The sequence below is a fragment of the Caulobacter sp. GW821-FHT10A10 genome (genome assembly GCF_059415745.1).
In genome coordinates, this window is the sequence record NZ_JBWKNV010000005.1 from 442,273 (window position 1) to 465,492 (window position 23,220).

General features: G+C 69.2%; 15 protein-coding genes and 1 pseudogene. 8 read left to right on the top strand and 8 right to left on the bottom strand.

Annotation, left to right across the window (positions count from 1 at the left end):
* Nucleotides 1-224 precede the first annotated feature (224 nt).
* On the bottom strand, nt 225-1,511 hold the full coding sequence (locus tag AC07NS_RS16405) for a serine hydrolase domain-containing protein (protein ID WP_494604886.1): 1,287 nt from the start codon (nt 1,509-1,511) through the stop codon (nt 225-227).
* A 95-nt stretch (nt 1,512-1,606) separates the two neighbouring features.
* On the bottom strand, nt 1,607-4,249 hold the full coding sequence (gene alaS, locus AC07NS_RS16410) for an alanine--tRNA ligase (protein ID WP_494604888.1): 2,643 nt from the start codon (nt 4,247-4,249) through the stop codon (nt 1,607-1,609).
* Nucleotides 4,250-4,424: 175 nt separating this feature from the next.
* Here alaS and AC07NS_RS16415 point away from each other — a divergent pair, with 175 nt between their 5' ends.
* Both AC07NS_RS16415 and AC07NS_RS16420 read left to right on the top strand, forming a co-directional pair.
* Entirely contained in the window at nt 4,425-4,940 is a 516-nt protein-coding gene (locus tag AC07NS_RS16415) for a hypothetical protein (RefSeq protein WP_494604890.1), read from the top strand.
* Nucleotides 4,941-5,011: 71 nt separating this feature from the next.
* The gene (locus AC07NS_RS16420; RefSeq protein WP_494604892.1) at nt 5,012-5,497 is read left to right on the top strand and encodes a hypothetical protein; all 486 of its coding nucleotides are present in this window, start codon (nt 5,012-5,014) and stop codon (nt 5,495-5,497) included.
* A 431-nt stretch (nt 5,498-5,928) separates the two neighbouring features.
* Here AC07NS_RS16420 and recA read toward each other — a convergent pair whose 3' ends face one another.
* On the bottom strand, nt 5,929-6,999 hold the full coding sequence (gene recA, locus AC07NS_RS16425; RefSeq protein WP_494604894.1) for a recombinase RecA: 1,071 nt from the start codon (nt 6,997-6,999) through the stop codon (nt 5,929-5,931).
* 251 nt (nt 7,000-7,250) lie between these two features.
* Here recA and AC07NS_RS16430 point away from each other — a divergent pair, with 251 nt between their 5' ends.
* The 5 genes and pseudogenes from AC07NS_RS16430 to AC07NS_RS16450 all read left to right on the top strand — a co-directional run bounded on the left by AC07NS_RS16430 (nt 7,251) and on the right by AC07NS_RS16450 (nt 12,855).
* Nucleotides 7,251-8,852 carry an EAL domain-containing protein gene (locus AC07NS_RS16430; protein WP_494604896.1) on the top strand — a complete coding sequence of 534 codons (1,602 nt, stop codon included), beginning with the start codon at nt 7,251-7,253 and terminating at the stop codon, nt 8,850-8,852.
* 119 nt (nt 8,853-8,971) lie between these two features.
* Nucleotides 8,972-9,826 (top strand): annotated as a pseudogene (locus AC07NS_RS16435) (GAF domain-containing protein); the annotation flags it as partial.
* A 99-nt stretch (nt 9,827-9,925) separates the two neighbouring features.
* Nucleotides 9,926-11,446 (top strand): PAS domain-containing sensor histidine kinase, encoded by a 1,521-nt coding sequence (locus tag AC07NS_RS16440; protein WP_494604954.1) that lies wholly within the window; start codon nt 9,926-9,928, stop codon nt 11,444-11,446.
* A 397-nt stretch (nt 11,447-11,843) separates the two neighbouring features.
* Nucleotides 11,844-12,257, top strand: a complete 414-nt coding sequence (locus AC07NS_RS16445) for a hypothetical protein (protein WP_494604898.1) — start codon at nt 11,844-11,846, stop codon at nt 12,255-12,257.
* Nucleotides 12,258-12,330: 73 nt separating this feature from the next.
* The gene (locus AC07NS_RS16450) at nt 12,331-12,855 is read left to right on the top strand and encodes a glycine cleavage system transcriptional repressor (protein ID WP_494604900.1); all 525 of its coding nucleotides are present in this window, start codon (nt 12,331-12,333) and stop codon (nt 12,853-12,855) included.
* Here the strand turns inward: AC07NS_RS16450 and AC07NS_RS16455 are convergent.
* Nucleotides 12,852-13,292: a transcriptional repressor gene (locus AC07NS_RS16455; RefSeq protein WP_494604902.1), complete on the bottom strand. Its 441-nt coding sequence runs from the start codon at nt 13,290-13,292 to the stop codon at nt 12,852-12,854. The two genes, AC07NS_RS16450 and AC07NS_RS16455, sit on opposite strands and share 4 nt — an antisense overlap.
* A 183-nt stretch (nt 13,293-13,475) precedes the next feature.
* Between AC07NS_RS16455 and AC07NS_RS16460 the strand changes: the two genes are divergently transcribed.
* The gene (locus AC07NS_RS16460; protein ID WP_494604904.1) at nt 13,476-14,384 is read left to right on the top strand and encodes a LysR substrate-binding domain-containing protein; all 909 of its coding nucleotides are present in this window, start codon (nt 13,476-13,478) and stop codon (nt 14,382-14,384) included.
* Between the two features lie 186 nt (nt 14,385-14,570).
* Here the strand turns inward: AC07NS_RS16460 and AC07NS_RS16465 are convergent, their stop codons facing one another.
* The 4 genes from AC07NS_RS16465 to nagE all read right to left on the bottom strand — a co-directional run bounded on the left by AC07NS_RS16465 (nt 14,571) and on the right by nagE (nt 23,215).
* Nucleotides 14,571-15,689 (bottom strand): acyltransferase family protein, encoded by a 1,119-nt coding sequence (locus AC07NS_RS16465; RefSeq protein ID WP_494604906.1) that lies wholly within the window; start codon nt 15,687-15,689, stop codon nt 14,571-14,573.
* A 17-nt stretch (nt 15,690-15,706) separates the two neighbouring features.
* Nucleotides 15,707-18,028, bottom strand: a complete 2,322-nt coding sequence (locus AC07NS_RS16470) for an alpha-N-acetylglucosaminidase (protein WP_494604908.1) — start codon at nt 18,026-18,028, stop codon at nt 15,707-15,709.
* 105 nt (nt 18,029-18,133) lie between these two features.
* Entirely contained in the window at nt 18,134-20,887 is a 2,754-nt protein-coding gene (locus tag AC07NS_RS16475; protein ID WP_494604910.1) for a TonB-dependent receptor, read from the bottom strand.
* A gap of 588 nt (nt 20,888-21,475) precedes the next feature.
* The gene (gene nagE / locus AC07NS_RS16480; RefSeq protein ID WP_494604911.1) at nt 21,476-23,215 is read right to left on the bottom strand and encodes an N-acetylglucosamine-specific PTS transporter subunit IIBC; all 1,740 of its coding nucleotides are present in this window, start codon (nt 23,213-23,215) and stop codon (nt 21,476-21,478) included.
* Nucleotides 23,216-23,220: the final 5 nt, after the last annotated feature.

Sequence of the window (23,220 nt, forward strand, 5' to 3'; positions counted from 1 at the left end):
TCGGGGCGACCTGGCCTTCCGCATCGGACAGGAAGATCGCCTGTTCACAGTCGCTTCCCTCGCCCTTGTGGCGAGGGCCCATGCCGGCGACCGCTCAGACCTAGGCCGTTCTGTGAAGGTCTGAGCAGGTTGAACCATGGGTCCTGGGCACAAGGCCCAGGAAGGCGATCGTTGGCATGGGCCGAAGCGTTGAGAAAAGCGCAGGGTCAGGAAAGCCCCGCCCCCTAGGGCGCGACCTCGACCGCCTCGCCGCCCTTCAGCTGCAGCCAGTCAGTGAACGGCAGGTGGTAATAGAGATCGAACACCTCGGCCTGCAGCTTGAAGGGCAGGCTGCTCTCGCTGTTCCACAGCATGACGACGCCGGTCTTGGTGGCCGGGTCGAACATCATGGTCGAGCGGTAGCCGTCGACGGCGCCGCTGTGGCCGGCCAGGCGATGGCCCTGGTAGCCGAAGCTGCGCATGCCCAGGCCGTAAGCCGGCTTGTCGAGCGAGCGGCCGAGAGGCGAGTTGCCATAGGGCCGGTTGGTCAGCACGCGCGGACGCTGGATCTCCTCCAGCACCCTGGCCGGCAGCACGGCGGGCGCCAGGCCCATCTGGGCCTGCATCCAGCGCGCCAGGTCGACGATGTTGGAGTTCACCCCCGCCGCCGCCGGCACCCGGTAATAGGCCTCGGCCAGGATCGACTCGCGGCCATAGCGGGTGGGCCGCGCCCAATGCCGCTCGCCGCGGATTTCCTCCATGCCGATGGTCGTGCTGCCCATGCCCAGCGGCAGGAACAGCTTCTGGCGCGCCTCTTCGGCGTAGGGCCGGTGGGTGGAGGCCTCGATCACCTCGCGGATCGTGTCGTAGGCGAGGTTCTGGTAGGTGTGACAGGTGGCCGGCGGGCACTGCGGCGGCACCGTTCCCAGCGCCTGCCGGATCGTCTTCGGATCGCGGCCGCCTTCCAGCCAGCCGTCATAGGCGTTGCGCGGCAGGCCGGTGCGCTGGGACAAGAGCTGCTCGACCGTCAGGGTCTGCTCGGCCCCGCCCGGCAGGCGCAGGCTGACGCCGAACCTGGCCAGCGGGTCCTGCAGCGAGAACGCCCCTTCCCCGGCCAGGCGCGCGCTGAGGGTCGAGGCCACGGTCTTCGACAGCGAGGCCCAGCGGAACACGGTGTCGGCGTTCACCGCCTCGCCGTCGTTCGGCGTGGTCTGGCCATAGCCCTTAACGAACGACAGCCGGCCGTCCTCGACCACGGCGACGGCCAGACCGGTCATGCTGCGGTCGGCCATCATCGTGCGGATGCGAGAGTCGAGGGCGCGGTAGTCGATCTTGCCGCGCCAGTCCTTGGCCTCCAGCGGCAGCACGACCGGGGTCGCGGCCGCGGCGACCTGGCGCTCAGCCTTTGTGCCGGGCTCGGACGGGCGCGTGCAGCGCGAGACGGTCAGGCCGACGCCGCCGCCGATCACCGCCACCACGGCGGCAAGGCCCAGCCAGACCCGCCAGGCGCGACGCTCGGCGGGATCGGGCACGATGTTGTGGATCTTACGCAGGCGCTGGTCCGCCGATACTGACTTGAGAACGAAGTCGGCCCGCTTCGGCGAGGAAGCGGGCCGATCTAAGGCGATCAGCCGGCCAGAACGGCCTTGATGGCGGCCAGGCCGTCGTCGGCCTTGGTCGCGTCCGGGGCGCCGCCCTGGGCGAAGTCGGGCTTGCCGCCCGCTCCCTGGCCGCCCATGGCGATCACGGCGGCCTTGGCCAGTTCGGCGGCGCTGAACTTGGCGGTCAGGTCGGCGGTCACGGCCACGGTGACGGCGGCCTTGCCGTCGGTGGTCCCGACCAGGGCCACGACGCCCGAGGCCAGCTGCTTCTTGAACTCCTCGGCGACGCCGCGCAGCTCCTTGCCGCCGACGCCGTCGAGGACGCGGGCGATCAGGGCGGTGCCATTGACGTCTTCCGGACCGGAGGCCGCGCCGCCGCCGCCCAGGGCCAGCTGCTTCTTGGCCTCGGCCAGTTCCTTCTCGAGCTTCTTGCGCTCGGCCACCAGGGCGTCGACGCGGGCCAGGACCTCGGCGACCGGGGTCTTGAACTGGTCGGCCAGGGCCTTGGCGACGCCGGCCTGGTCGAGCAGGAAGCGGCGCGCCGCCTCGCCGGTCAGGGCCTCGATGCGGCGCACGCCGGCGGCCACGCCTTGTTCCGAGACGATCTTGAACAGGGCGATGTCGCCGGTGCGGGCCACGTGGGTGCCGCCGCACAGCTCGACCGAATAGGCCTTGCCGGCTTCGGTGAGCGAGTCACCAAGGGTCAGCACGCGCACGCTGTCGCCGTACTTTTCGCCGAACAGCGCCACGGCGCCGGCCTCGATGGCCTCCTGCGGGGCCATTTCCTTGGTCTGGGCCGCCACGTTCTGACGGATCACCGCGTTGACCTCGGCCTCGATGCGCTCGATCTCGTCGGGCGACAGCGGGCCGCCGTGGCTAAAGTCGAAGCGCATGCGCTCGCCATCGACCATCTGGCCCTTCTGGGCGACGTGCGGGCCGAGCACATGGTGCAGGGCCGCGTGCACCAGGTGGGCGGCGGAGTGGTTGGAGCGGGTGGTGTGGCGGCGCTCGGCGTCTACCGAGGCCACGACCTGGTCGCCGACCTTCAGGGGCCCGGCCAGCTCGACGCGGTGCACGTGCAGTTCGCCGGCCTGCTTCTGGGTGTCGAGCACGCGGCTCTCGGCGCCATTGGCCTCGATCACGCCGGTGTCGCCGGCCTGGCCGCCGCTCTCGGCGTAGAAGCTGGTGCGGTCGAGCAGCACGTCGACGGTCTGGCCGGCCGAGGCGGACTCGACCTCGGCGCCGTCGGCGACGATGGCCTTCACCACGCCGGTGGTCTCGGTGGTCTCGTAGCCGACGAAGTCGGTGGCGCCGGCCTTTTCCTTGATCGAGAACCAGGCCGCCGCCGCGCCCTGCTGGCCCGAGCCGGCCCAGTTGGCGCGCGCCATCTGGCGCTGGCGGTCCATGGCCACGTCGAAGCCGTCGGTGTCGACCGTGATGCCCTTGGCGCGCACGGCGTCCTGGGTCAGGTCGAGCGGGAAACCGTAGGTGTCGTAGAGCTTGAAGGCGGTCTCGCCGTCCAGCACGCCGCCGGCCGACAGGTTGGCGGTGGCCTCGTCGAGCAGGCCCATGCCGCGGCCCAGGGTGACGCGGAAGCGCTCTTCTTCCTGGCGCAGGGTCTCGACGATCGAGGCCTCGGCGCGGCGCAGTTCCGGATAGGCCTGGCCCATCTCGGCCACCAGGGTCGGCGCCAGGCGATGCATCAGGGGCTCCTGCGCGCCCAGCAGATAGGCGTGGCGCATGGCCCGGCGCATGATCCGGCGCAGCACGTAGCCGCGGCCTTCGTTCGACGGGGTGACGCCGTCGGCCAGCAGGAACGACGACGAGCGCAGGTGGTCGGCGATCACGCGATGCGACGGGGCCTGGTCGCCCTCGGCCTTCACCCCGGTCAGTTCGACCGAAGCGGCGATCAGGGCCTTGAACAGGTCGATGTCGTAGTTGTCGTGCTGGCCCTGCAGGACGGCGGCGATGCGCTCCAGGCCCATGCCGGTGTCGATCGAGGGCTTGGGCAGCGACAGGCGCTCGCCGCCGGCCAGCTGCTCGAACTGCATGAACACCAGGTTCCAGATCTCGATGAAGCGGTCGCCGTCTTCATCGGGGCTGCCCGGAGGGCCGCCGAAGATGCCTTCGCCGTGGTCGTAGAAGATTTCCGAGCACGGGCCGCAGGGGCCGGTGTCGCCCATGGACCAGAAGTTGTCGCTGGTCGGGATGCGGATGATCTTGTCGTCCGACAGGCCGGCGATCTTCTTCCACAGGTCGGCCGCCTCGTCGTCGGTGTGGTAGACCGTGACCAGCAGCTTGTCCTTGGGCAGGGCGAACTCGCCGGTCAGCAGGGTCCAGGCGTGGGTGATCGCCTGTTCCTTGAAGTAGTCGCCGAACGAGAAGTTGCCCAGCATCTCGAAGAAGGTGTGGTGGCGGGCGGTGTAGCCGACATTGTCGAGGTCGTTGTGCTTGCCGCCGGCGCGGACGCACTTCTGCGAGCTGGCCGCGCGCGGGTGCGCAGGCGTCTCGGCGCCGGTGAAGACGTTCTTGAACGGCACCATGCCCGCATTGACGAACAGCAGGGTCGGATCGTTCTGCGGCACCAGCGGCGCCGACGGCGTGACGGCGTGGTCGGCCTTGCCGAAGTAGTCGAGGAAGGTGCTGCGGATCTCGTTGAGGCTAGGCATCGTCGTCTCGGGAATCTCGAAAGGTCCGGTGTCGGCCGGAAGTCGGCGCTGCATAGCGCGGTTTCAAGATTTGTGGAAATCGAACCTGGGATGTGACCGGTTTCGGACGCCCCGCCGCTGGTCGGGCTCGCCGTGGTCACGCTATGGGGCTCCGGGGCGACGCGGGGGACGCGGGATGGTCGATCGAAATCTTGGCGTGACGCGGCCGCCGCGCCCCGCCCGCACGGCCGGCGAGGTGCGGGTCGAAGGCCGCAGGCCACCGCCCTGGCCGCTGAGGCTGATGCTGGCGGTCGCCATCGTCTCGCCGCTGTTCAGTCTGTGGTGGGAGGCCGAGCAAAAGGCCCGGACCAAGATCGAGCAGGCCCCCGAGTGGAGTCTCGACGGCGCGCCCTGCCCGGCCAGCACCGCCGCGGACTTCGCGGCGGCCTCGCGGCGCGCGCCGATGACCACAGCCTTCGACGAGGTGCGGCTGTCGCGCCGGGCCGGACACGTGCAGTGCGCCCGCCACGCCTATCGCCTCGGCGGCGGCAGGCAGGAGGCCCAGGTCTGCGACTTCACCAGCCCCGGCGCCCTGGCCGTCGAGACCCCCAAGGCCGTGGTCTATTACACCGCGCCGGGCTCGGCCCGGGTGGCGGTGATCGACGGCCGGCCGCGCTGCGTCCAGACCGCGCGCTTCCGGATGGGGCTCTGAGACCGGCATCTCTTTCCTCTATTGGCGTAGGCGTCCCGCGCCCCCTACTGTCGCCGAGCGGGAGGACCAGGATGGATGCTGCGGGGATCGGGGAACGGCCGGGGGCCGTGCGGGTCGAGGGCCGCGCCAGACGTGGCGGCTGGATCTTCTGGGCGGCGATCGCCATCGTCATCGCCGCGCCGCTGGTCGCCTTCGTCGCCTGGAAGCAACGCGAAGCCGCCGGCGCCGCCGAGGCCTACTGGAGCCTGGCCGGAACGCCCTGCCCGGTCTTGACGGAGGCCGCCTTCCAGGCCCGGCAGCGCAAGCCGATGACCTTCGCCTTCGATGGCGTCAGCGTGGCGCGGGGCGCCGGCCATATGGAATGCACCCACCGGACCTACGCCCAGGCCGGCGGCAAGCGCGAGGCGCCGGTCTGCGACTTCAGCGGTCCGATCGCCCTGGCGGTGAGCGTCGGCGGGCGGCAAGCGTTCTATGCGCCGCCGGGCTCGGCCCGGGTGGCGGTTATCGACGGCGCGTCGATTTGCGTGCAGCGGCCGTGGACGAAGATCGGGAACTGAGGGGGAAGGCCGGCCCGAGAAAACCGGCCGGTGTTTCAGTAGCTGAAAACGGCCCCCCTCCGGCCCTCCGGGCCACCTCCCCCAGAGGGGGAGGATCTCGTTTAGCGCCGCGCCATTTAGATGCTCCCCCTCTGGGGGAGCTGTCGCGGAGCGACTGAGGGGGAAAACCGGCCCGAGGATGAACTCCACGACCGAGGAGGCGAGCCTTGTCGCCCTGCGGCGGTCGCCCCCTCCGTCACGGCGCATTCGCGCCGCGCCACCTCCCCCGCTGTGCAGGGGAGGATAAACGAAATCGGACGCCTGGCATGGGGTCCAGGCGTCCGGGGATCGCGGCCGTCGTGGCGGTGTAGGTCCGCCGCGGGCGTATGGCGGGGTCGCCCTCGGCGGGCGGCGGCCGCGAAACTCGGAGCAGGCGCGCCCCGAGCTGTCTCTTATTCTTCCTCGCCGTCCTCGGGACCGCCGACCAGCAGCTCTTCTTCGATCTTCTGCGAGGCCTTGCGCACGGCCAACTCGATCTCGTTGGCCAGGTCCTTGTTGTTCTTGAGGAACTCGCGGACGTTGTCGCGGCCCTGGCCGATGCGCTGGCTGTTGTAGGAGAACCAGGAGCCGGCCTTGTCGATGATCCCGCCCTTGACGCCCAGGTCGATGATCTCGCCGAGCTTCGAGATGCCCTCGCCGTACATGATGTCGAACTCGACCTCGCGGAACGGCGGGGCCACCTTGTTCTTCACCACCTTGACGCGGACGTTGTTGCCGATGATCTCGTCGCGGTTCTTGACCGAGCCGGTGCGGCGGATGTCCAGGCGCACCGAGGCGTAGAACTTCAGCGCGTTGCCGCCCGTGGTCGTTTCCGGGCTGCCGTACATCACCCCGATCTTGTGACGGATCTGGTTGATGAAGATGACGATGGTGTTGGCCTTGTTGATCGAGCCGGTCAGCTTGCGCAGCGCCTGGCTCATCAGACGGGCCTGAAGGCCCGGCAGGCTGTCGCCCATCTCGCCTTCGATTTCGGCCTTCGGGGTCAGGGCGGCCACGGAGTCGACCACGACGATGTCGACCGCGCCCGAGCGCACCAGGGTGTCGGTGATCTCCAGCGCCTGCTCGCCATTGTCCGGCTGCGAGACCAGCAGGTTGTCGAGATTGACGCCCAGCTTGTGGGCGTAGGACGGATCGAGCGCGTGCTCGGCGTCGACGAAGGCGGCGGTGCCGCCGGCCTTCTGGACCTCGGCGACGACGTGCAGGGCCAGGGTGGTCTTGCCCGAGCTTTCCGGACCGTAGACCTCGACCACGCGCCCCTTGGGCAGGCCGCCGATGCCGAGCGCGATGTCCAGGCCCAGCGAGCCGGTGGAGACCGACTCCATCTCGACCTTGCCCTTTTCGCCCAGCTTCATCACCGAGCCCTTGCCGAAGGCCCGATCGATCTGCGCCAGGGCCGCTTCTAGCGCCCGCGCCTTGTCGCCTTCTTCCTTGCCCACGAGTTTCAAAGCCGCCTGACTGGTCATTGGATGATCCGCCTTATTCCATGATTCCGACCGTCCGGCCGGAAGTTCGAGCGCCTCGGCGCCCACCGCCTGTGGAATGATTAATGCGTACACATTTTGTTCTATGTTCGCAAGATGTTCTTTTTCGTTCCGGCGCGCCCGCCGGACCTGCCTGCGACGGGCGGTCGCAGCCCCATCGGCGACCCGCCCCCATGCACGGGTCTTTAAGCTAAGGCGCGCAAGCTGGCCCACCTCTGGGGAGAGTTCTGTCCGTGTCGATCGATCCGCGCCGTCTTCTGGGCCTGGCCTTCGCCAGCGCCGACCTATTGCTGGAACTCGAGGGCGACCGCGTCAGCCTCGCCCTGGGCGCGGCGCAAAAGATCATGGGCAAGCCTGAAACCTCCTTGATCGGCCGCGTCTGGCGCGACCTGTTCACCGCCGCGGACCGCCCGCTGATGGACGCCGCGCTCTATGCTCTCGACGAGGGCCAGCGCCGGGGTCCGGTCACCGTCCGCGTCGCCGGGGAGCCGGAGCGCTTCGTTGGAGTCACTCTGCGGGCCCTCCCCGACAATTTCGGTCGTACCTCTGTGGCGGTCACCGCCGCCCGCGCGCCCGCCGGGGGCCTGGACGCCGCCGGCCTGCGTCCGCGCGAGAACTTCGAGGAGATCGCCAAGGGCCTGTTCGAAGCCGCGCGGGTCACCGGGCTGGAGCTGGAACTGGCCATGGTCGAGTTCGCGGGCCTGTCGGCCCTGCGCGAAGGCCTGAACGCGCCCGACGCCCTGGCGCTGGACATGAAGATCGCCGGCGCCGTGCGGGCCGAGTCCCACGCCGGCGCCATGGCCACTCAGGTCTCGCCCGAGCGCTACGCCCTGCTGCGCGCCAAGGACGACCGCCCCGAGGCCCTGGCCGCCCGCCTGACCAAGATCGCCGCCCTCGACGCCAGCGCCCACGTCGTACCGCTGGACGGCGGGACCTCGTCGCGCGGCCTGCGGGCCCTGCGCTACGCCCTCGACGACTTCCTGCGCGAGGGCCTCAAGGACACCCCGCCGCTGACCCTGTCCGAGGCGATGAACCGCTCGGTCAAGCGCACCTTGGCCCGCGCCGGCGCCCTGGGCGCGGCCGTCAGCCAGCGCCGCTTCACCCTCGCCTACCAGCCCGTGGTCGACCTCTCGAACGGCCAGGCCCACCACCACGAGGCGCTGGTGCGCTTCGAGGACGGCGCCAGCCCCTTCGCCCTGATCCGCATGGCCGAGGAATTCGACATCATCGAGGAGCTGGACCACGCCATCGCCGAGCAGGCGGTGCGCCGGATCGCCTCGGACCGCAGCGGCGCGGTGAAGCTGGCCGTCAACGTCTCGGGCCGCACCATCGTCAGCGAGACCTTCGTCGAGCACATCGGCCGCCTGCTGAAGCAGACGCCGGCCGCCAGCGGCCGACTGATCTTCGAGGTCACCGAGACCAGCGCCATCGACGACCTGCCGCGCGCCAACCGTCACATCCAGGCCCTTCGCGGCCTGGGCTCGCTGGTCTGCCTCGACGACTTCGGGGCCGGCGCGGCCTCGTTCGCCTACCTCCAGGAACTGACCCTCGACATCGTCAAGATCGACGGCCGCTACGTGCGCGAGCTGGCCGGCAACAGCCGCGACGGGGCCATGGTCCGCCGCCTGGTCGAGCTGTGCCGCGACCTCAACGTCCGCACGGTGGCCGAGATGGTCGAGACCGCCGAGGTCGAGGACGTGGTCCGCAAGGCCGGCGTCGATTTCGCCCAGGGCTGGCTCTACGGCAAGCCGGCCGACCAGCCGCAACCCTCGCAGAAGCCCTCGGCCGTCACCCCGATGGCCCGACGCGCCGGCGTGTCGGAAGGCTGGGGCTGAAAAACTTTACCCTGATCGCGTGGAACCGTTGACCACGCCAAGCGTCTTAAGCCTCTAGTCGACGCCCGCGCGTCGGCTGTCCGACGCTGCCGGTGATTGAGGGGGGCCTCAAGTTTCGCATGGACGCCGCCGATCCGGCGGAGCGTGAGGCCGATCGCCTCGCGGCGCTCCGCCGTTACGATATTCTGGACACCCCGCGCGAGGCGGCCTTCGACGAGATCGTCGCCCTGGCCGCCGACATCTGCGGCGCGCCCATCGCCGTCGTCAATCTGATCGACGAGCACCGGCAGTTCTTCAAGGCCGAGGTGGGCCTGGGCGTGCGCGAGACGCCGCTGGAGACCTCGTTCTGCGCCAAGGCCATCCTGGAAGACGACTTCCTGCTGGTGCCCGACGCCACGCGCGACCACCGCTTCGACGGCAATCCGCTGGTCACCGGCGAGCCGCACCTGCGGTTCTACGCCGGCGCCCTGCTGAAGACCGCCGAAGGCCTGCCGATCGGTACGCTGTGCGTGCTCGACACCGCGCCCAAGGACCTCTCGCCCCTGCAGCAGCGCACCCTGCAGGTGCTGGCCCGTCAGGTGATGAACCAGCTCGACCTGCGGCTATCGCTGCAGCATCGGGCGCAGAGCGAGCAGCTCTACCGCACCCTCTTCGACTCGATGGACGAGGGCTTCTGCATCATCGAGTTCTTCGACGGCCCGCACGGGCCGCTCAGCGACTACGTCCACGTCGACGCCAACGCCGCCTACGCCCGCCACGCCGGCATCCCCGACGTGGTCGGCCAGAAGCTGCGCGAGATGGTCGGCGACGAAGCCGACGCCTGGGTTGCGCGCTACGGGCAGGTGCTGCGCACCGGCCAGCCGATCCGCTTCGAGCAGGAACTGGTGGCCACCGGCCGCTATCTGTCGCTGTCGTCGTTCCGCATCGAGCCGCCCGAGCGCAAGCAGGTGGCGGTGCTGTTCCAGGACGTCACCGAACGCCGCCAGGCCGAGCTGGCCCTGCGCCAGCTGAACGAGACCCTGGAGCAGCGGGTGGCCTCGGCCCTGGCCGAGCGCCGGGTCCTGGCCGACGCCATGGAGGGGGCCAACGCCTTCATCCAGGTGGCCGACAAGGACTTCCGCTGGCTGGCGATCAACAGCGCCGCCGCCGGCGAGTTCGAACGGGTCTTCGGCGTGACGCCGCGCGTCGGCGACAGCATGCTCGACCTGCTGGCCGACCAGCCGGAGAACCGCGAGCAGGTGCGCACGGTCTGGTCTCGCGCCCTGGCCGGCGAGGAGTTCGTCCAGGTCGAGGCCTATGGCGATCCCGACCGCTACCGCCGCTACTACGAGATGCGCTTCGGCGCGCTGCGCGACGACATGGGCCTTCAGGCCGGCGCCTACCAGTTCGTCTACGACGTCACCGAGCGCCTGGCCGAGCAGGACCGTCTGCGCGAGGCCGAGGAGGCGCTGCGCCAGGCCCAGAAGATGGAGGCCGTCGGCCAGCTGACGGGCGGCCTGGCCCACGACTTCAACAACCTGCTGTCGGGCATCTCCGGCTCGTTCGAGATGATCGGCACGCGCCTCTCGCAGGGCCGCATGGTCGAGGTCGACCGCTATGTGGCCGCCGGCCAGGGCGCGGCGCGGCGGGCCGCCGCCCTCACCCACCGCCTGCTGGCCTTCTCGCGCCGCCAGACCCTCTCGCCCAAGCCGATCGTCATCAACCGGCTGATGGCCGAGTTCGTCGAGCTGGTGCGGCGCACGGTGGGTCCGTCGATCAAGGTCGAGACGGTCGCCGCCGGCGGCCTGTGGCCCACCCTGGTCGACGCCAACCAGCTGGAGAACGCTCTCCTCAATCTCTGCATCAACGCCCGCGACGCCATGCCCGACGGCGGCCGCATCACCATCGAGACCGGCAACAAGTGGCTCGACCGCCGCGCCGCCGACGAGCGCGGCATGGAGCCGGGGCAATATGTCTGCGTCTGCGTCAGCGACACGGGCGTGGGCATGGACAAGGCGGTTCAGGAGCGGGTGTTCGACCCCTTCTTCACCACCAAGCCGATCGGCGAGGGCACCGGCCTTGGCCTGTCGATGGTCTACGGCTTCGCCCGCCAGTCGCACGGCCATGTGCGGATCTATTCCGAGCTGGGCCAGGGCACGATGGTCTGCATCTACCTGCCGCGCCACTTCGGCAAGGAAGAGACCGACGAGACCGACGTCGCCGCCGCCCTGCCCGCGCCCGCCGCCGCCGGCGAGACCGTGCTGGTGGTCGACGACGAGCCGACCGTGCGGATGCTGATCGTCGATGCGCTGCAGGAACTGGGCTATGCCTGCATCGAGGCCGCCGACGGCCCGGCCGGCCTGCGCCTGCTGCAGACCGACGCCCGCATCGACCTCCTGATCACCGACGTCGGCCTGCCCGGCGGGCTGAATGGCCGCCAGGTGGCCGACGCCGCCCGCGCCCTGCGGTCCGAGCTGAAGGTGATGTTCATTACCGGCTACGCCGAGAACGCGGTCCTCAACCACGGCCACATCCAGCCCGGCATGGAGGTGCTGACCAAGCCCTTCGCCGTCGCCGACCTGGCCGGGCGGGTGGACCGTATGCTGAGGGGTTGAGAGTCAGGAATGTGGCGAAATCCGGCTTGAACTCGACCATCCGGTTAGGCATGATTCAATGGCGGGATAAGCGATATCTGAAGTCCATAAAGGCGTACCTACGTGTCTGAAGCACGTCGGCGCGGATACGCGCGCGTGCATGTTCTGAAGTCCTGGTCCGATCTCCCTGACGCCTTGGGCGACGGCTCTTATGCGATGTGGCGGCGCGCTGCGTCGGTCGAAGGCGTCGCCATTGTCGCCGGCCGTCCAGACGCCCCCCAGAAGGAGGCGGCATGGCGGTTTTGGTCGATCTGGGTCCGAACATTCGGGACGCATCACGCGCCTCCGCTCGACAATGCGCCGTCGGCCTGCGCGGAGGTTTCCGCGAACGGGTTCCCACGCCCGGAGGGCCGCCGCGATGGGCCTGAAGCTCACCCCAGTCGACTTTCTCGGCATGGCCAAGTTCGGAATGTTCTCGGCCCTCACCGGCGCGGTGACCAGCGGTCTGGCTGCGATTTCCATGCCGCTCTTCACCTATCTCTGCCGGCGATCGGACAACGGGGTCGTGAAGAAGCGGATCAAGGCCGACCTGCTAAAGGACAAACGCAAGCACGCCCTGAGGAAAAAGATCCTGGCGCAGGCCTCCAGGAAGGATTTCATGCAGATCGTGCAACACGTGCTGGAGCTGCCCGACCAGTCCAAGCCCGCGCCGCTTCCCCCAGAGCCTCCTCCCCCACGGGAAACCAGGAGCCATCCCATCGAACGCGACTGGGCCTCGGGGCACCGTCCGGCCAACGACGAGGGCGGTCCGCGACGAACCCGCCTGCATTGACGGCGGCGGCGGGTCGTGGCTGGCTCGCCGCCTCCGTTCGGGCGCCGCCCGTCCGCTTCCGTGAAGGACACCCATGGCCAGGCTGATCTTGAGCGTCGTCGGCAGCGACCGGCCGGGCCTGACTCAGGCCTTGGCCCAGGCGGTGCTGTCGGCCGGCGGCAACTGGCTGGAGAGCCATCTCAGCCGGCTGGGCGGGCTCTATGTCGGCTCAGTGCTGGTCGAGCTGGACGAAGGCAAGGTCGAGGCTCTGCGCGCGGCCGTCGCCGCCGTGGACGCCCAGGGCCTGGAGGTGCGGATCGCGCCTGCCGTCGAAGCGGCGGAAAGCGCAGGCGAGGCGATCCATCTTGCCCTGGTCGGCCAGGACCGGCCGGGCATCGTCCACCAGGTGACGGGCGTGCTGAGCGGCCTTTCGGCCAATATCGAGACCTTCGGCACGCGGCTCAGCGTCGAGCCGCATTCGGGCGCGCCGCTGTTCCACATGGAGGCCCGGCTGCGGCTGCCCGCCGGCCTGTCGGTGGCGACCGTGCAGGCGGCGCTGGAGGACATCTCGGGCGAGATCATGGTCGATATCGCCCTGGCGCCCGCCGAGGGGAACTAGCTCCCGCCTTCGCCTTTCCCATCCGGCGGCTTGCGCACCACCACCATCACCTCCACCCCGCCCGGCCGCCGGGCCAGGGCGTCGCGCAGCATGGCCAGCAGGGTCTCCTCGGAGACGTGCAGGTCGACGATCCGCGCCGTCTCTTCATAGACCATGTGGAAGTGCGGCTCGGGCTGGGTGTCGAACACCGGCTCGGGACCGGTGGTCGGCAGGCGCGAGACCAGGCCGTGGTCGGCGAAGGCCTCCATCTGGCGGGCCAGCTCGCCGAGCGGGATCGACAACCCGGCCTCGGCGGCTAGGTCGGCGACCTCCGGCAGGGTCAGGTGGGTCTCCTCGGAGGCGCGCAGCAGCGCCAGCAGACGGGGCGCCGGGCCGCGGCTCGGCAGGCCCGCCCGGCGCAGCGCGTCCTGCAGGACGGCGTCCACGGCGTGAGGCATCGAAGGCGTCCTCCCGGGGGCGGAGGAACGGTCGCGCTCTTTGACGGCGTCGCGACCTGTCCCGCGCCCGAATTCCGGCGACGTCCCGAAGGTCGCCGCCGGGCGAACCTTCACGCAATCCAGGATCGAATAGAAGCGCCAAGATCCAATGGTTGCGATAGGCTTCCCCTATCGGGAGGAACCATGAACCTGCGAGACCTGCGCTACCTGCTGGCCGTGGCCGAGCACGAGCACTTCGGCCGCGCCGCCCGGGCCTGCGGCGTCAGCCAGCCCACCCTGTCGGTGCAGATCCGCAAGCTGGAGGAGCTGCTGGGCGTCACGCTGTTCGAGCGCACCAGCAAGACGGCCGCCCCGACCGCCGCCTGCCGCGAACTGCTCGACCACGCCCGGGCCGCCGTGACCGCCGGCGAGGCGGTGCTGGCTACCGCCCGCAACCTGCGCGATCCGCTGGCCGGCCGCTTCCGCCTGGGGATCATCCCGACCCTGGCGCCCTACCTGCTGCCGCTGATCTTCGCGCCGTTGCGCGAGGCTTTGCCCCATCTCGAGATCGAACCCTGGGAGGACCAGACCGCCGCCCTGCTGGAGCGCCTGCGCGCCCACGAACTGGACGCCATCCTGCTGGCCACCGACGAGGCCGCGCCCGATCTCGACGGCCGCGCCCTGTTCGCCGAGCCGTTCCTGGCCGCCCTGCCGCCGGACCATCCGCTGGCCGGCCAAGAGGTCATCGCCGAGACGGACCTGGCGCGCGACATCCTCGTCCTGGCCGACGGCCACTGCCTGCGCGACCAGGCGCTGGAAGCCTGCGGCAAGTCCAGCACGGCGCTGAGCACGGCCCTGCGCGCCTCCAGCCTGTCGACCCTGCTGAACATGGTCGCCGCCGGCTACGGCACCACCCTGATCCCGGGCCTGGCCTCGGGCGCGGCCCAGGACGCCGGCATCGTGCTGCGGCCGCTGTCGGCGCTGACCAGCCGCACCGTCCGCATCATCTGGCGCACCCACTTCCCCCAGCGCCCCGCCGCCGAGGCCGTGGGCGAGATCATCGCGGCGCGGCTCAAGGGCTACGCCGAGGGCGCGGCGGCGGGGTCGGTTTAAGGCAACCTCACTCCCCTCCTCCCGTCATTCCCGCCCTTGTGGCGGGAAACCCTGGTTCCGCTCGCACGTGAAGCGCCAGCGGACTGCTTGGCAGTCCGCCCCATCAGCCCTTGCGGCTGACAGAGGGGTTCCCGCCACAAGGGCGGGAATGACGGGCTGATAAGGAAGGCGTGAAACTCGCCGTCGCTAAAGCTTCACCACCCAGTTCTTCCGGTACATCACCCAGCCCAGCAGCCAGCACACCAGCATGTAGGCCACCGCGCACAGCAGCGAGCCCACCGGTCCCGGCGCGACCGCCTGGAACACATGCACGCCCACCCACTCGTACGGCCCGACGCCCGGCGCGACCGCGAACTGGTTCAGGGTGACCACGAACAGCTCCGAGAACAGGTAGATCACCAGCGGATTGAGGCCGAACACCTGGAAGAAGCGGGTGGCGGCGTTGGGCTCGCGGCCTTCCAGCACCGCCGTCAGGGCGGCCAGCAGCAGCAGGTCGATACCCACGGTCAGCAGCACGAAGGGGCCGGTCCACAGCTTCTTGGCGATCGGGAACCAGGGGTTCCAGGCCAGGGCCGCCAGGATCAGCACGCCGCCGATCCCCGCCATGCGCACCAGGGTCTTGCGGGTGTCGGTCGCCTGGCGCAGGGCGAGCGCGGCGAGATAACCGGCCAGCACATTGACCGCCGACGGCAGGGTGCCCAGCAGGCCTTCGGGGTCGAAGCCGCCGTCCTTGCGATAGAGATGGTCGCGGCCCACGACCAGCAAGTCCAGCTGCGTGCCGGCGTTGCCCAGCTTGGAATAGGGATCGGCCCCGCCGAAGCCCAGCAGGATCGCCCAGTAGCCCAGCAGCAGGCCCGCGCACAGCGCCAGGATCCAGCGCGGCGACAGGAACCGCGCGGCGAAGGCGGCGATCAGGTAGCACAGGGCGATCCGCTGCATCACGCCCATCACCCGGGTCTGCGAAAACGGCGCCAGCGCCCAGTGCCCGTCCACATGGTGCACGAACGGGAACCAGTACATCAGGAAGCCGAGCAGGAAGATCAGCGCCGTGCGCTTGAGCACCTTGCCCGTGAAGGCCGGCAGCGGGATAGGCCGCGAGAACGCGAACGCCATCGAGCAACCGACGGCGAACAGGAACGAGGGAAACACCGCGTCGGCGGCCGTGAAGCCGAACCACTTGGCGTGCACCAGCTGGGTGAAGGCCTTGGCGCCGGGACCGGCGGTGTTGACCACGATCATCAGGCAGACCGTCAGGCCGCGGAACACGTCCAGCGACAGGAAGCGAGGGGCGGGCTTGGTCGTCATGGCTGTGTCTTTCCCCCTCAGGCCCGGTCGATGCGCGCGATCAGCGCCGCGACCCCGGCGACGGGGTCGGCCGGCGGCGCTCGGCGATAGGCGACGTCGGCGGCCACCCAGGCCTTTTCCCAGGCGATCCCGTCCTTGACCACGGCCGCCTCGTCGAACGGACCGGTCCCGGCCGCCTTCAGGGCGTCGAGGAAGCGGCTCCAGCGCGGCAGGTAGAAGTCGGCATAGAGCCCCTGCCAGGCCTTGGAGGCGTAGTCGTTGAGGTTGCCCTCCCCGCCCCACACCGTCACCTGGGCCTTGGCGTTGCTCACATAGGCGGCCTTGTCGGCCGGCGTGTCGCCATAGGCGCGGGCGTCGTCGATCCAGGTGGCCAGGGTCTCGGGCTGCACGCCCAGCAGGGCGTCGACGGCCAGGGCCAGATCCTCGACCTTGCGGCGGGCGGCGTCGCCGGCGGCCGCGTCGCCCGTGCGATAGGCGGCGACGGCGGCCTGCAGCTGCGCGTCGATCTCCAGGCTGGCCAGCTGCCGCGCGGCGTCGACCAGGTCGAGCACGAACAGCTTTTCCTTCGCGTAGCCCGGCGCGATTGCGCTCAGCGCCCGCACGGCCGCATCAAGCTTGGCGCGGTCGCCCGGATGGCCCGGGAACTCGCCGATGGTCGCCGTCGGCCGCTTGAAGAAGAGATAGGCGCCGGCCTTGCTCTTCCACCAGCGCGAGGACCAGTAGCGGGTCGAATAGGCGCCCTGGACCAGCAGGCCCATGGCCGCGTCCAGTTGCGGCGAGGTCTTGCCGTAGCGCGCCTTCGAGCGGCTCGAAAGCCAGGCGGCCGTCGAGGCCCCGCCGCCGTTCCAGGCCAGGTCGTAGACCGCCTCGTAGACGATCGAGTTGTTGTGCAGCCCCTCGGGGAACATGCCAAAGCCCGACAGCTTGCCGGTCTCGCCGCTGGCCGCCACGGCGGCGATGTCGCGGCGGTAGTAGTCGAGGTCGCCGTAGACCGGGTTGCTGCCGCCGTAGTTATGGACATAGCCATAGATCCACGGCTTGCCGCCGAAGGCCTTGGCGTTCTTCCAGACGTCGGGATAGCGGTCGTTGCCGATGTCGAGGATCATCAGCTTCTCGTCCGGCACGCGGCTGAGATAGGCGCTGATCGCGGCCGGATCCCAGAAGTGGCTGTCGGCGCCGAACAGCCAGCCCTGCATCACCCACACCGCGTCCGGTCGGGCCTGGCGGATGGAGTCGTAGATGGCCTTGCCGTAGGCGGCCAGGCGCTCGGCCTTCAGGGCCGGATCGACCTCGACCTTGGTCTTGGTCGCCGCCGTATTGGCCGTGCCGTCGCCATAGGCCGCGTCGCGCGCGTCGGCGCCGTCGGCGTTGATCGGCGGCAGCATCTCGTTGAAGGAGTCGGCGAGGTAGTAGGTCCCCGCCCCATAGGTCTGGGTATAGAGCGCCAGGAACCGGCCGGCGATCTTGGCGAACAGCGGATCGGCCGGGTCCAGCCAGTAGGTCTCGTGGAAGCCTTCCCACGGCCGCATGCGATAGATCCGGGCCTTGGGGTTCTTCTTGGCGAAGGCCTTGGGCACGTAGCCGCCGAAGGCGGGCAGGATCGGCGTCATGCCAAGCCCGCGCATCCGCGACAGGATCCGAACCTGCAGGTCCTTCTTCTTGTCGATCCAGGCGGTCGGCAGCGGGGCGGCGTAGCCCTCGATGTTGCCCATCCGGTGCCAGGGCGTGAACGCCGCGCCGGAGAAGTAGTCGGCCAGCTCGGCCTCGCTCAGCCCGAACTCGCGCCACAGCGCTCGCCAGACATATTCCTGGCCCTCCATGGCCAGCGGCATGTCGACGCCGTGCACCGCCATCCAGTCGATCTCGCGCGACCAGCGGTCCCAGCCCCACCAGGGCGTGGTGTAGCCATAGGTGCAGGTGTTCAGATAGGCGCGGTGGGCGAAGGGCGTTTCCACCCGGCCGGTGTCGGCGTCGGGCAGACGCGCCGGCAGGGCGACGCGGTCGCCTTCCCAGCTCACCGAAGCCGCGCCGTTGTCTTTGAGATAGGCGTAGGCGCCGCGGGCCAGGGCCACCGGCGTGTCGCCGCTGATCACCACCTTGCCGCCGGCCGCCTTCACCGCGTAGCCGGGCTTGCCGCCCTTGGACACCGTCAAGGCCAGCTGGATCCCGGCTGCCTTGGGTCCGAACCGTCGCGCCAGCACCGCCCGCGCCGCCGCCGCGCCGCCCGGTTCGCCGGATGCTCCCTTGCCCGCCGCGACCGCCAGCGACGGCGCGCTGGAGACGGCCATCAGGGCCAGGGCCTGCTTCAAGGTCTGGCGACGCGAGGGCTTGAACGGCATCGTTGGCTCTTGCTCCAAAACGAAAATCTGGTCGCCGCCCAGGAGTCAGGCGGCGACCAGCAGTTGCGCCGCACGGAACGGCGTCTCCGGGGAGGAGATACGGGGTTACATCTTGTACTGGAACGACAGGTAGTAGCTGGGGCCGGTGACCGAGGTCATCTGCCAGCGGCTCTCGTTGCCGAGATAGGCCTTCTCCTGGGCGTTGTTGATGTTCATCGCCGCGAACGACAGGCTGAGCTTCTCGTTGATGTTGTAGCCCAGGTTCAGGTCGAACTGGGTGCGCGCATCGACGGTGTGACCCAGGGGACCGGAGAAGAAGCTCTCGACCGAGGTCTGGTCGTAGGCGCTGCGGTAGTTGGCCGACAGGCGCGCGCTGAACGTCTGGTTTTCCCAGTAGATCGTGCCGTTGGCGGTGTGCTCCGACAGGTTGGCCAGCTTGAAGCCGGTCACCGAGGTCGCCGGATTGACGTGGGTGTAGTTGGCGATCAGACCGAAGCCCGCGATCGGCAGCCAGGCGTCCAGCGACTGTTGCCAGTTCAGCTCGTAGCCGTGGATGTCGACGGTGCGCGCGTCGTTGAAGCTCTGGGTGATGGTGTAGGTGTCGCCGGCGGCCGAGACGCAGACGCCGCTGCTGTCGGTCGACAGCGAGGTGCCTTCGTACGAAGTCGGGCACATGGTCGAGGTGTAGACGCCGTTCTTGACCTTCTTCGAGAAGAAGCCCGCCGACAGGCCGTTGCCCGAGCCGTAGTACCACTCCAGGCTGACATCCAGCTGGTTGGCGGTCATCGGATCCAGCGAACCCTGGCCGATCGAGATCGTGTAGACCTTGTGGCCGGTGGTGTCGGTGGTGCTGGTCATGGTGGTGGCCAGCTGGTTGTTGGAGTCGATGATCGGACGCACCAGCACCTTGGCCGCGGCGACGCGCAGCAGCAGGTTGTCGGTGATGTCGAAGCTGAAGTTCGCCGACGGCAGGACGTTGTCGTACGACTTCTTGGTCGTGTAGGTGCCGGCCACCAGCTTGACTTCGGTGTTCAGCGGGTTGGCCGCGCCGCCGACATAGCCGTTGACGGTCTGGTCGGTGCTTTCGCGACGCACGCCGATGTTGCCGCGGAAAGTGCGCGACAGCACCTCGCCCTTCAGGTTGGCCATGGCGTAGAGCGAGCCCAGGTCACGCTCGACGCGGAACGAACCGGCCGGATCGAAGGCTTCGTAGACGGTCACGCCCTGGGCCTTGAGGGCCGCGCGATAGGCGTCGAGGTTCGGCGACACCCAGGTCCCCGGCAGCGTCATGTCGCCGTCCAGGAAGTTGGTCACCAGGATGCCCGAGCCGGCCATGGTCGGCGAGTACGAGGCCGGGATGGTGTTCTGGCCGTCGCGGCGCACGACGTAGCGCTTCAGCACTTCCTGACGGATCTTCGCGCCGAACTGCACGGAGTCGAGGATGCTGAAGTTCACGTAGCGCTTGGCGTCGAACTGGCCGGCGTTCTCGTAGGAGTCGATCGTCCGGTAGGCGCCGTTCGGGTAGGTGTTCCGGATCAGGGTCGAGGTGTTGTACTGGGCCGTGTCGTCCAGCGCCGTCGCCGTCGAGAACACGATGTTCTTCGGGTTGCTGATGTCGAGCGTGGCGCTCGAGATGTTGACCCCGAGGATCGCCGCCTCTTCGTTGAACAGGGCGTGGCCGCGCGAATAGTGGCCGACGCCGCTGAAGTCCCAGTTCTCGATGCCGGTCCAGCGCACCTTGGTGGTGAAGGCGCCGGTCGACTGCGGACGGTCCTCGTGCTGGTGGTTGTTCTCGAGGCGGAAGTTGTTGATCTGCACCTTGGTGGCGGTGTTGTTCGCCGTCGCCAGGGTCACCACGTTCGAGGCCGAGGGCGTGGTGAACAGGAAGACCTGCTGGTGCAGCTCCTGCGTCGTCTCGTCCTTGGCGTAGGTGGCGATGGCGTCGATCTGCAGGTCGTCGGTCGGCTTGAACTGGATGGCCCCGTTGACCATGCTGCGCTTGGTCTCGCGGTCGATGCGGCGGTAGCGCAGGCGGGCCGGCGTGTAGACGCCGTTGCTCACGGTCCAGCGGTCCATCCACAGATAGTCGCCGCGGTCCTTCAGCTCCTGGTAGCCGGCGCCGAGGAAGACGCCCAGCTTGCCGTCCAGGAAGTGGTCGACATAGGTCGCGCCGAACTTGGCGGTCGGGTCGCCGCCGATCAGCTCCTGCTGCTGCAGCTTGCCTGCGAAGATCAGCTGGCGGCCCTTCACGTTGAAGGGGTGCACGGTGTCGATGTTGACGGTGCCGGCCAGGCCGCCGGCGTCCATGTCGGCGGTCGGCGACTTGTAGACCTGGATGCCCGAGGCCAGCTCGGTCTGGATGACGTCGTAGCGGAAGCCGTCGGTGAAGTTCGAGCTCTTGAAGGCCTGGCCGTTGACCGTGGTCAGGGCGTACTGCGGGCCCAGGCCCCGGATGCTGATCGTCGAGCCGCGGCCGTTGATGTTGGAGATCTGCACGCCCGGGATGCGCTGGATGGCTTCAGCGATGTTTTCCGACGGGAACTTGCCGATGTCCTCGGACGAGATGCCGTCCGAGACGCGCACGTCGTTGCGCTTGGTGTCGAGCGCGGTGGCCAGGCTCTTGCGGAAGGCGGTGACCACCACCTCGTCGACGGCCTCGCTGGGCGCGGCGTCTTGCGCGGCGGCGACGCCGGCGAAGCTGACGCCCGCCAGCAGGGCCAGGGCGAAGGCCTTACGCTGGGCGGCGGGCCTGAAACTCGTAAGCTTGTGACCGATCATCCTGTTTATCCCCTCAAGCTGGCGCGGCGCGCGCGCCCTGTGAACGCCGCTCCCCCGCGGCGCCGTTTTTGAGCAGACCATTTAAAGACCTTTTTTCGCTGCTCACCGGCAAACTAGGGGCGGTTTTGAAACCCGTCAAAGCCGGCAACCCGTTCTATTGCTTGTATTTCGGCAGAGATTGCCGGTTAGGCGCCCAATTTGTCGGGCTAAGCCGCGCCGCATATCGGCGATCGGCAACAAATACGAATGAAGTCAGTCAATTAGTGAAATTTTGTCCTTATTGGACAAGGCTAGGCATAATACCAATTTAATGCCTTTTTTGCGACCATTCGCGCCCAACGCCTCCTGCGCACGCAAGCTCCGCGCGCAATCGCCCGACCTCCGCGCGCGCAACTTGCGCCCGGCGCCCACGAAAAGGCGCCCGCGCCTCGCGAGCGCGGCCCCGCATGACGCGAGTCGTCGAATGTTGGCTAGGCGGGGAGCTGGGGAGATCCCCTTCCCTTCGGCCGCCCCTTCCCTCGCCCCGTCTCTCTTCCCCGCCTCCCTCGCCCCTGTGGCGAGGGTCCATGCCGGCGGCCGCTCAGACAGCGGCCGCACGCGAAAGGTCTGAGCAGGCTGAACGATGGGTCCTGGGCACAAGGCCCAGGAAGGCAGCGGGCAGCGGTGGCGCTAGACGACCACCGCCTCTTGCAGCGCGGTCGCCACGGCCTCCGCGTTGGGCCCCAGCACCAGGTGCACCACCGGTCCGTCGAGGCGCACCAGCGCCCGCACGCCGGCGGCCTTGAGCGCCGCCTCATCCAGCTTCGAAGGATCGGCCAGTTCCAGGCGCAGGCGGCTGGAGCAGGCGCTGACGGCGGCGAGGTTGGCCACGCCGCCGAGACCCGGCAGCAGGGCCTGGGCGGTCTTGGGGTCGGACGCGGCGACAGAGGCAGGAGCCACGACGGGAGCCGCAACCACCCCCGCCCCGACGGCGTCGCGGATCTCGCCGGCGACGGTGTCGGCGATGGGGCCGAGCACCACCTGCAGGGCCTTGTCGGAGGGACGCACGATCCCGCGCGCGCCCAGGGCCTTGAGCCTCGGCTCGTCGACGGCCTTCTGGTCGGCCACGATCAGCCGCAGGCGGGTGGTGCAGGCGTCGACGCTGACGAGGTTGGCGCTGCCGCCCAGGGCGACGACGAAGTCCGCGCCACGGCCGCCGGCGCTGACGGCGGGAGCGGCGTTCAGGAGGGCCGCCTCCTCCTCCGGCTCGCGCCCCGGCGTCTTCAGGTCAAAGCGGACGATGAAGAACCGGAAGAGGCCGTAATAGACGGCGAAATAGACCGCTCCGATCGGCAGCAGGAAGAGCGGGTGCGTGGCCTTGCCGAAGTTGAGGACGTAGTCGAACAGGCCCGCCGAGAAGGTGAAGCCCAGCTTCACGTCCAGCAGGTTCATCAGCGCCATCGAGACGCCGGTCAGCACCGCGTGCACGGCGTAGAGCGCCGGGGCCAGGAACATGAAGCTGAATTCGATCGGCTCGGTCACCCCGGTCAGGAACGAGGTCAAGGCCAGGGAAGCGAGCATGCCGCCCACCGCCTTGCGGCGCTCGGGACGGGCGGTGTGCAGCATGGCCAGGCACGCGGCGGGCAGGCCAAACATCATCACCGGGAAGAAGCCGCTCATGAAGCCGCCGGCGGTCGGATCGTCGGCGAAGAACCGTCGCAGGTCGCCCGTCGCCCCATGGAAGTCGCCGATCACGAACCAGGCGATGTTGTTGAGGATGTGGTGCAGGCCGGTGACGATCAGGATGCGGTTGAGGAAGCCGTAGACCAGCAAACCCCACTGCCCCGAGCCGACGATGGCCCGGCTGGCGGCGTCCACCCCGCCGTTGATGGCGTCGTAGCCCAGGCCCACCAGCCCGGCCATCAAGAGGCCCGCAAGCCCCGCCACGATCGGCACGAAGCGCCGGCCGCTGAAGAAGGCCAGGTACTCGGGCAGCTTGAAGCCGGAGAAGCGGTTGTAGAACAAGCCCCCGATCACGCCGGAGAGAATGCCGATCGGCACGGAGAGCTTGGACAGGGCTTTTGCCTTGTAGGCCGCGCCCGCCAGGGCCGCGTGGGCTTCGGCCAGACCCGCCGTCGCATCGGCCGGCACGTGCAGCAGGGCCTTGCCGCCCTCGGTGGCGATCAGGAAGCAGACCACGCCGGCAAGGCCGGCCGCGCCGTTGTTCTCGCGGGCCAAGCCGACGGCGACGCCGATGGCGAACAGCAAACCCAGATTGGCGAAGATCGCGTCGCCGGCGGCGGCGATGAAGGGGATGTTCAGCAGGTCCGGCTGGCCAAGGCGTAGCAAAAGGCCCGCCACCGGCAGCACCGCGATCGGCAGCATCAGGGCCCGGCCGAGCGGCTGGAGGATTTCGAGCGGCGATTTCATCGGCG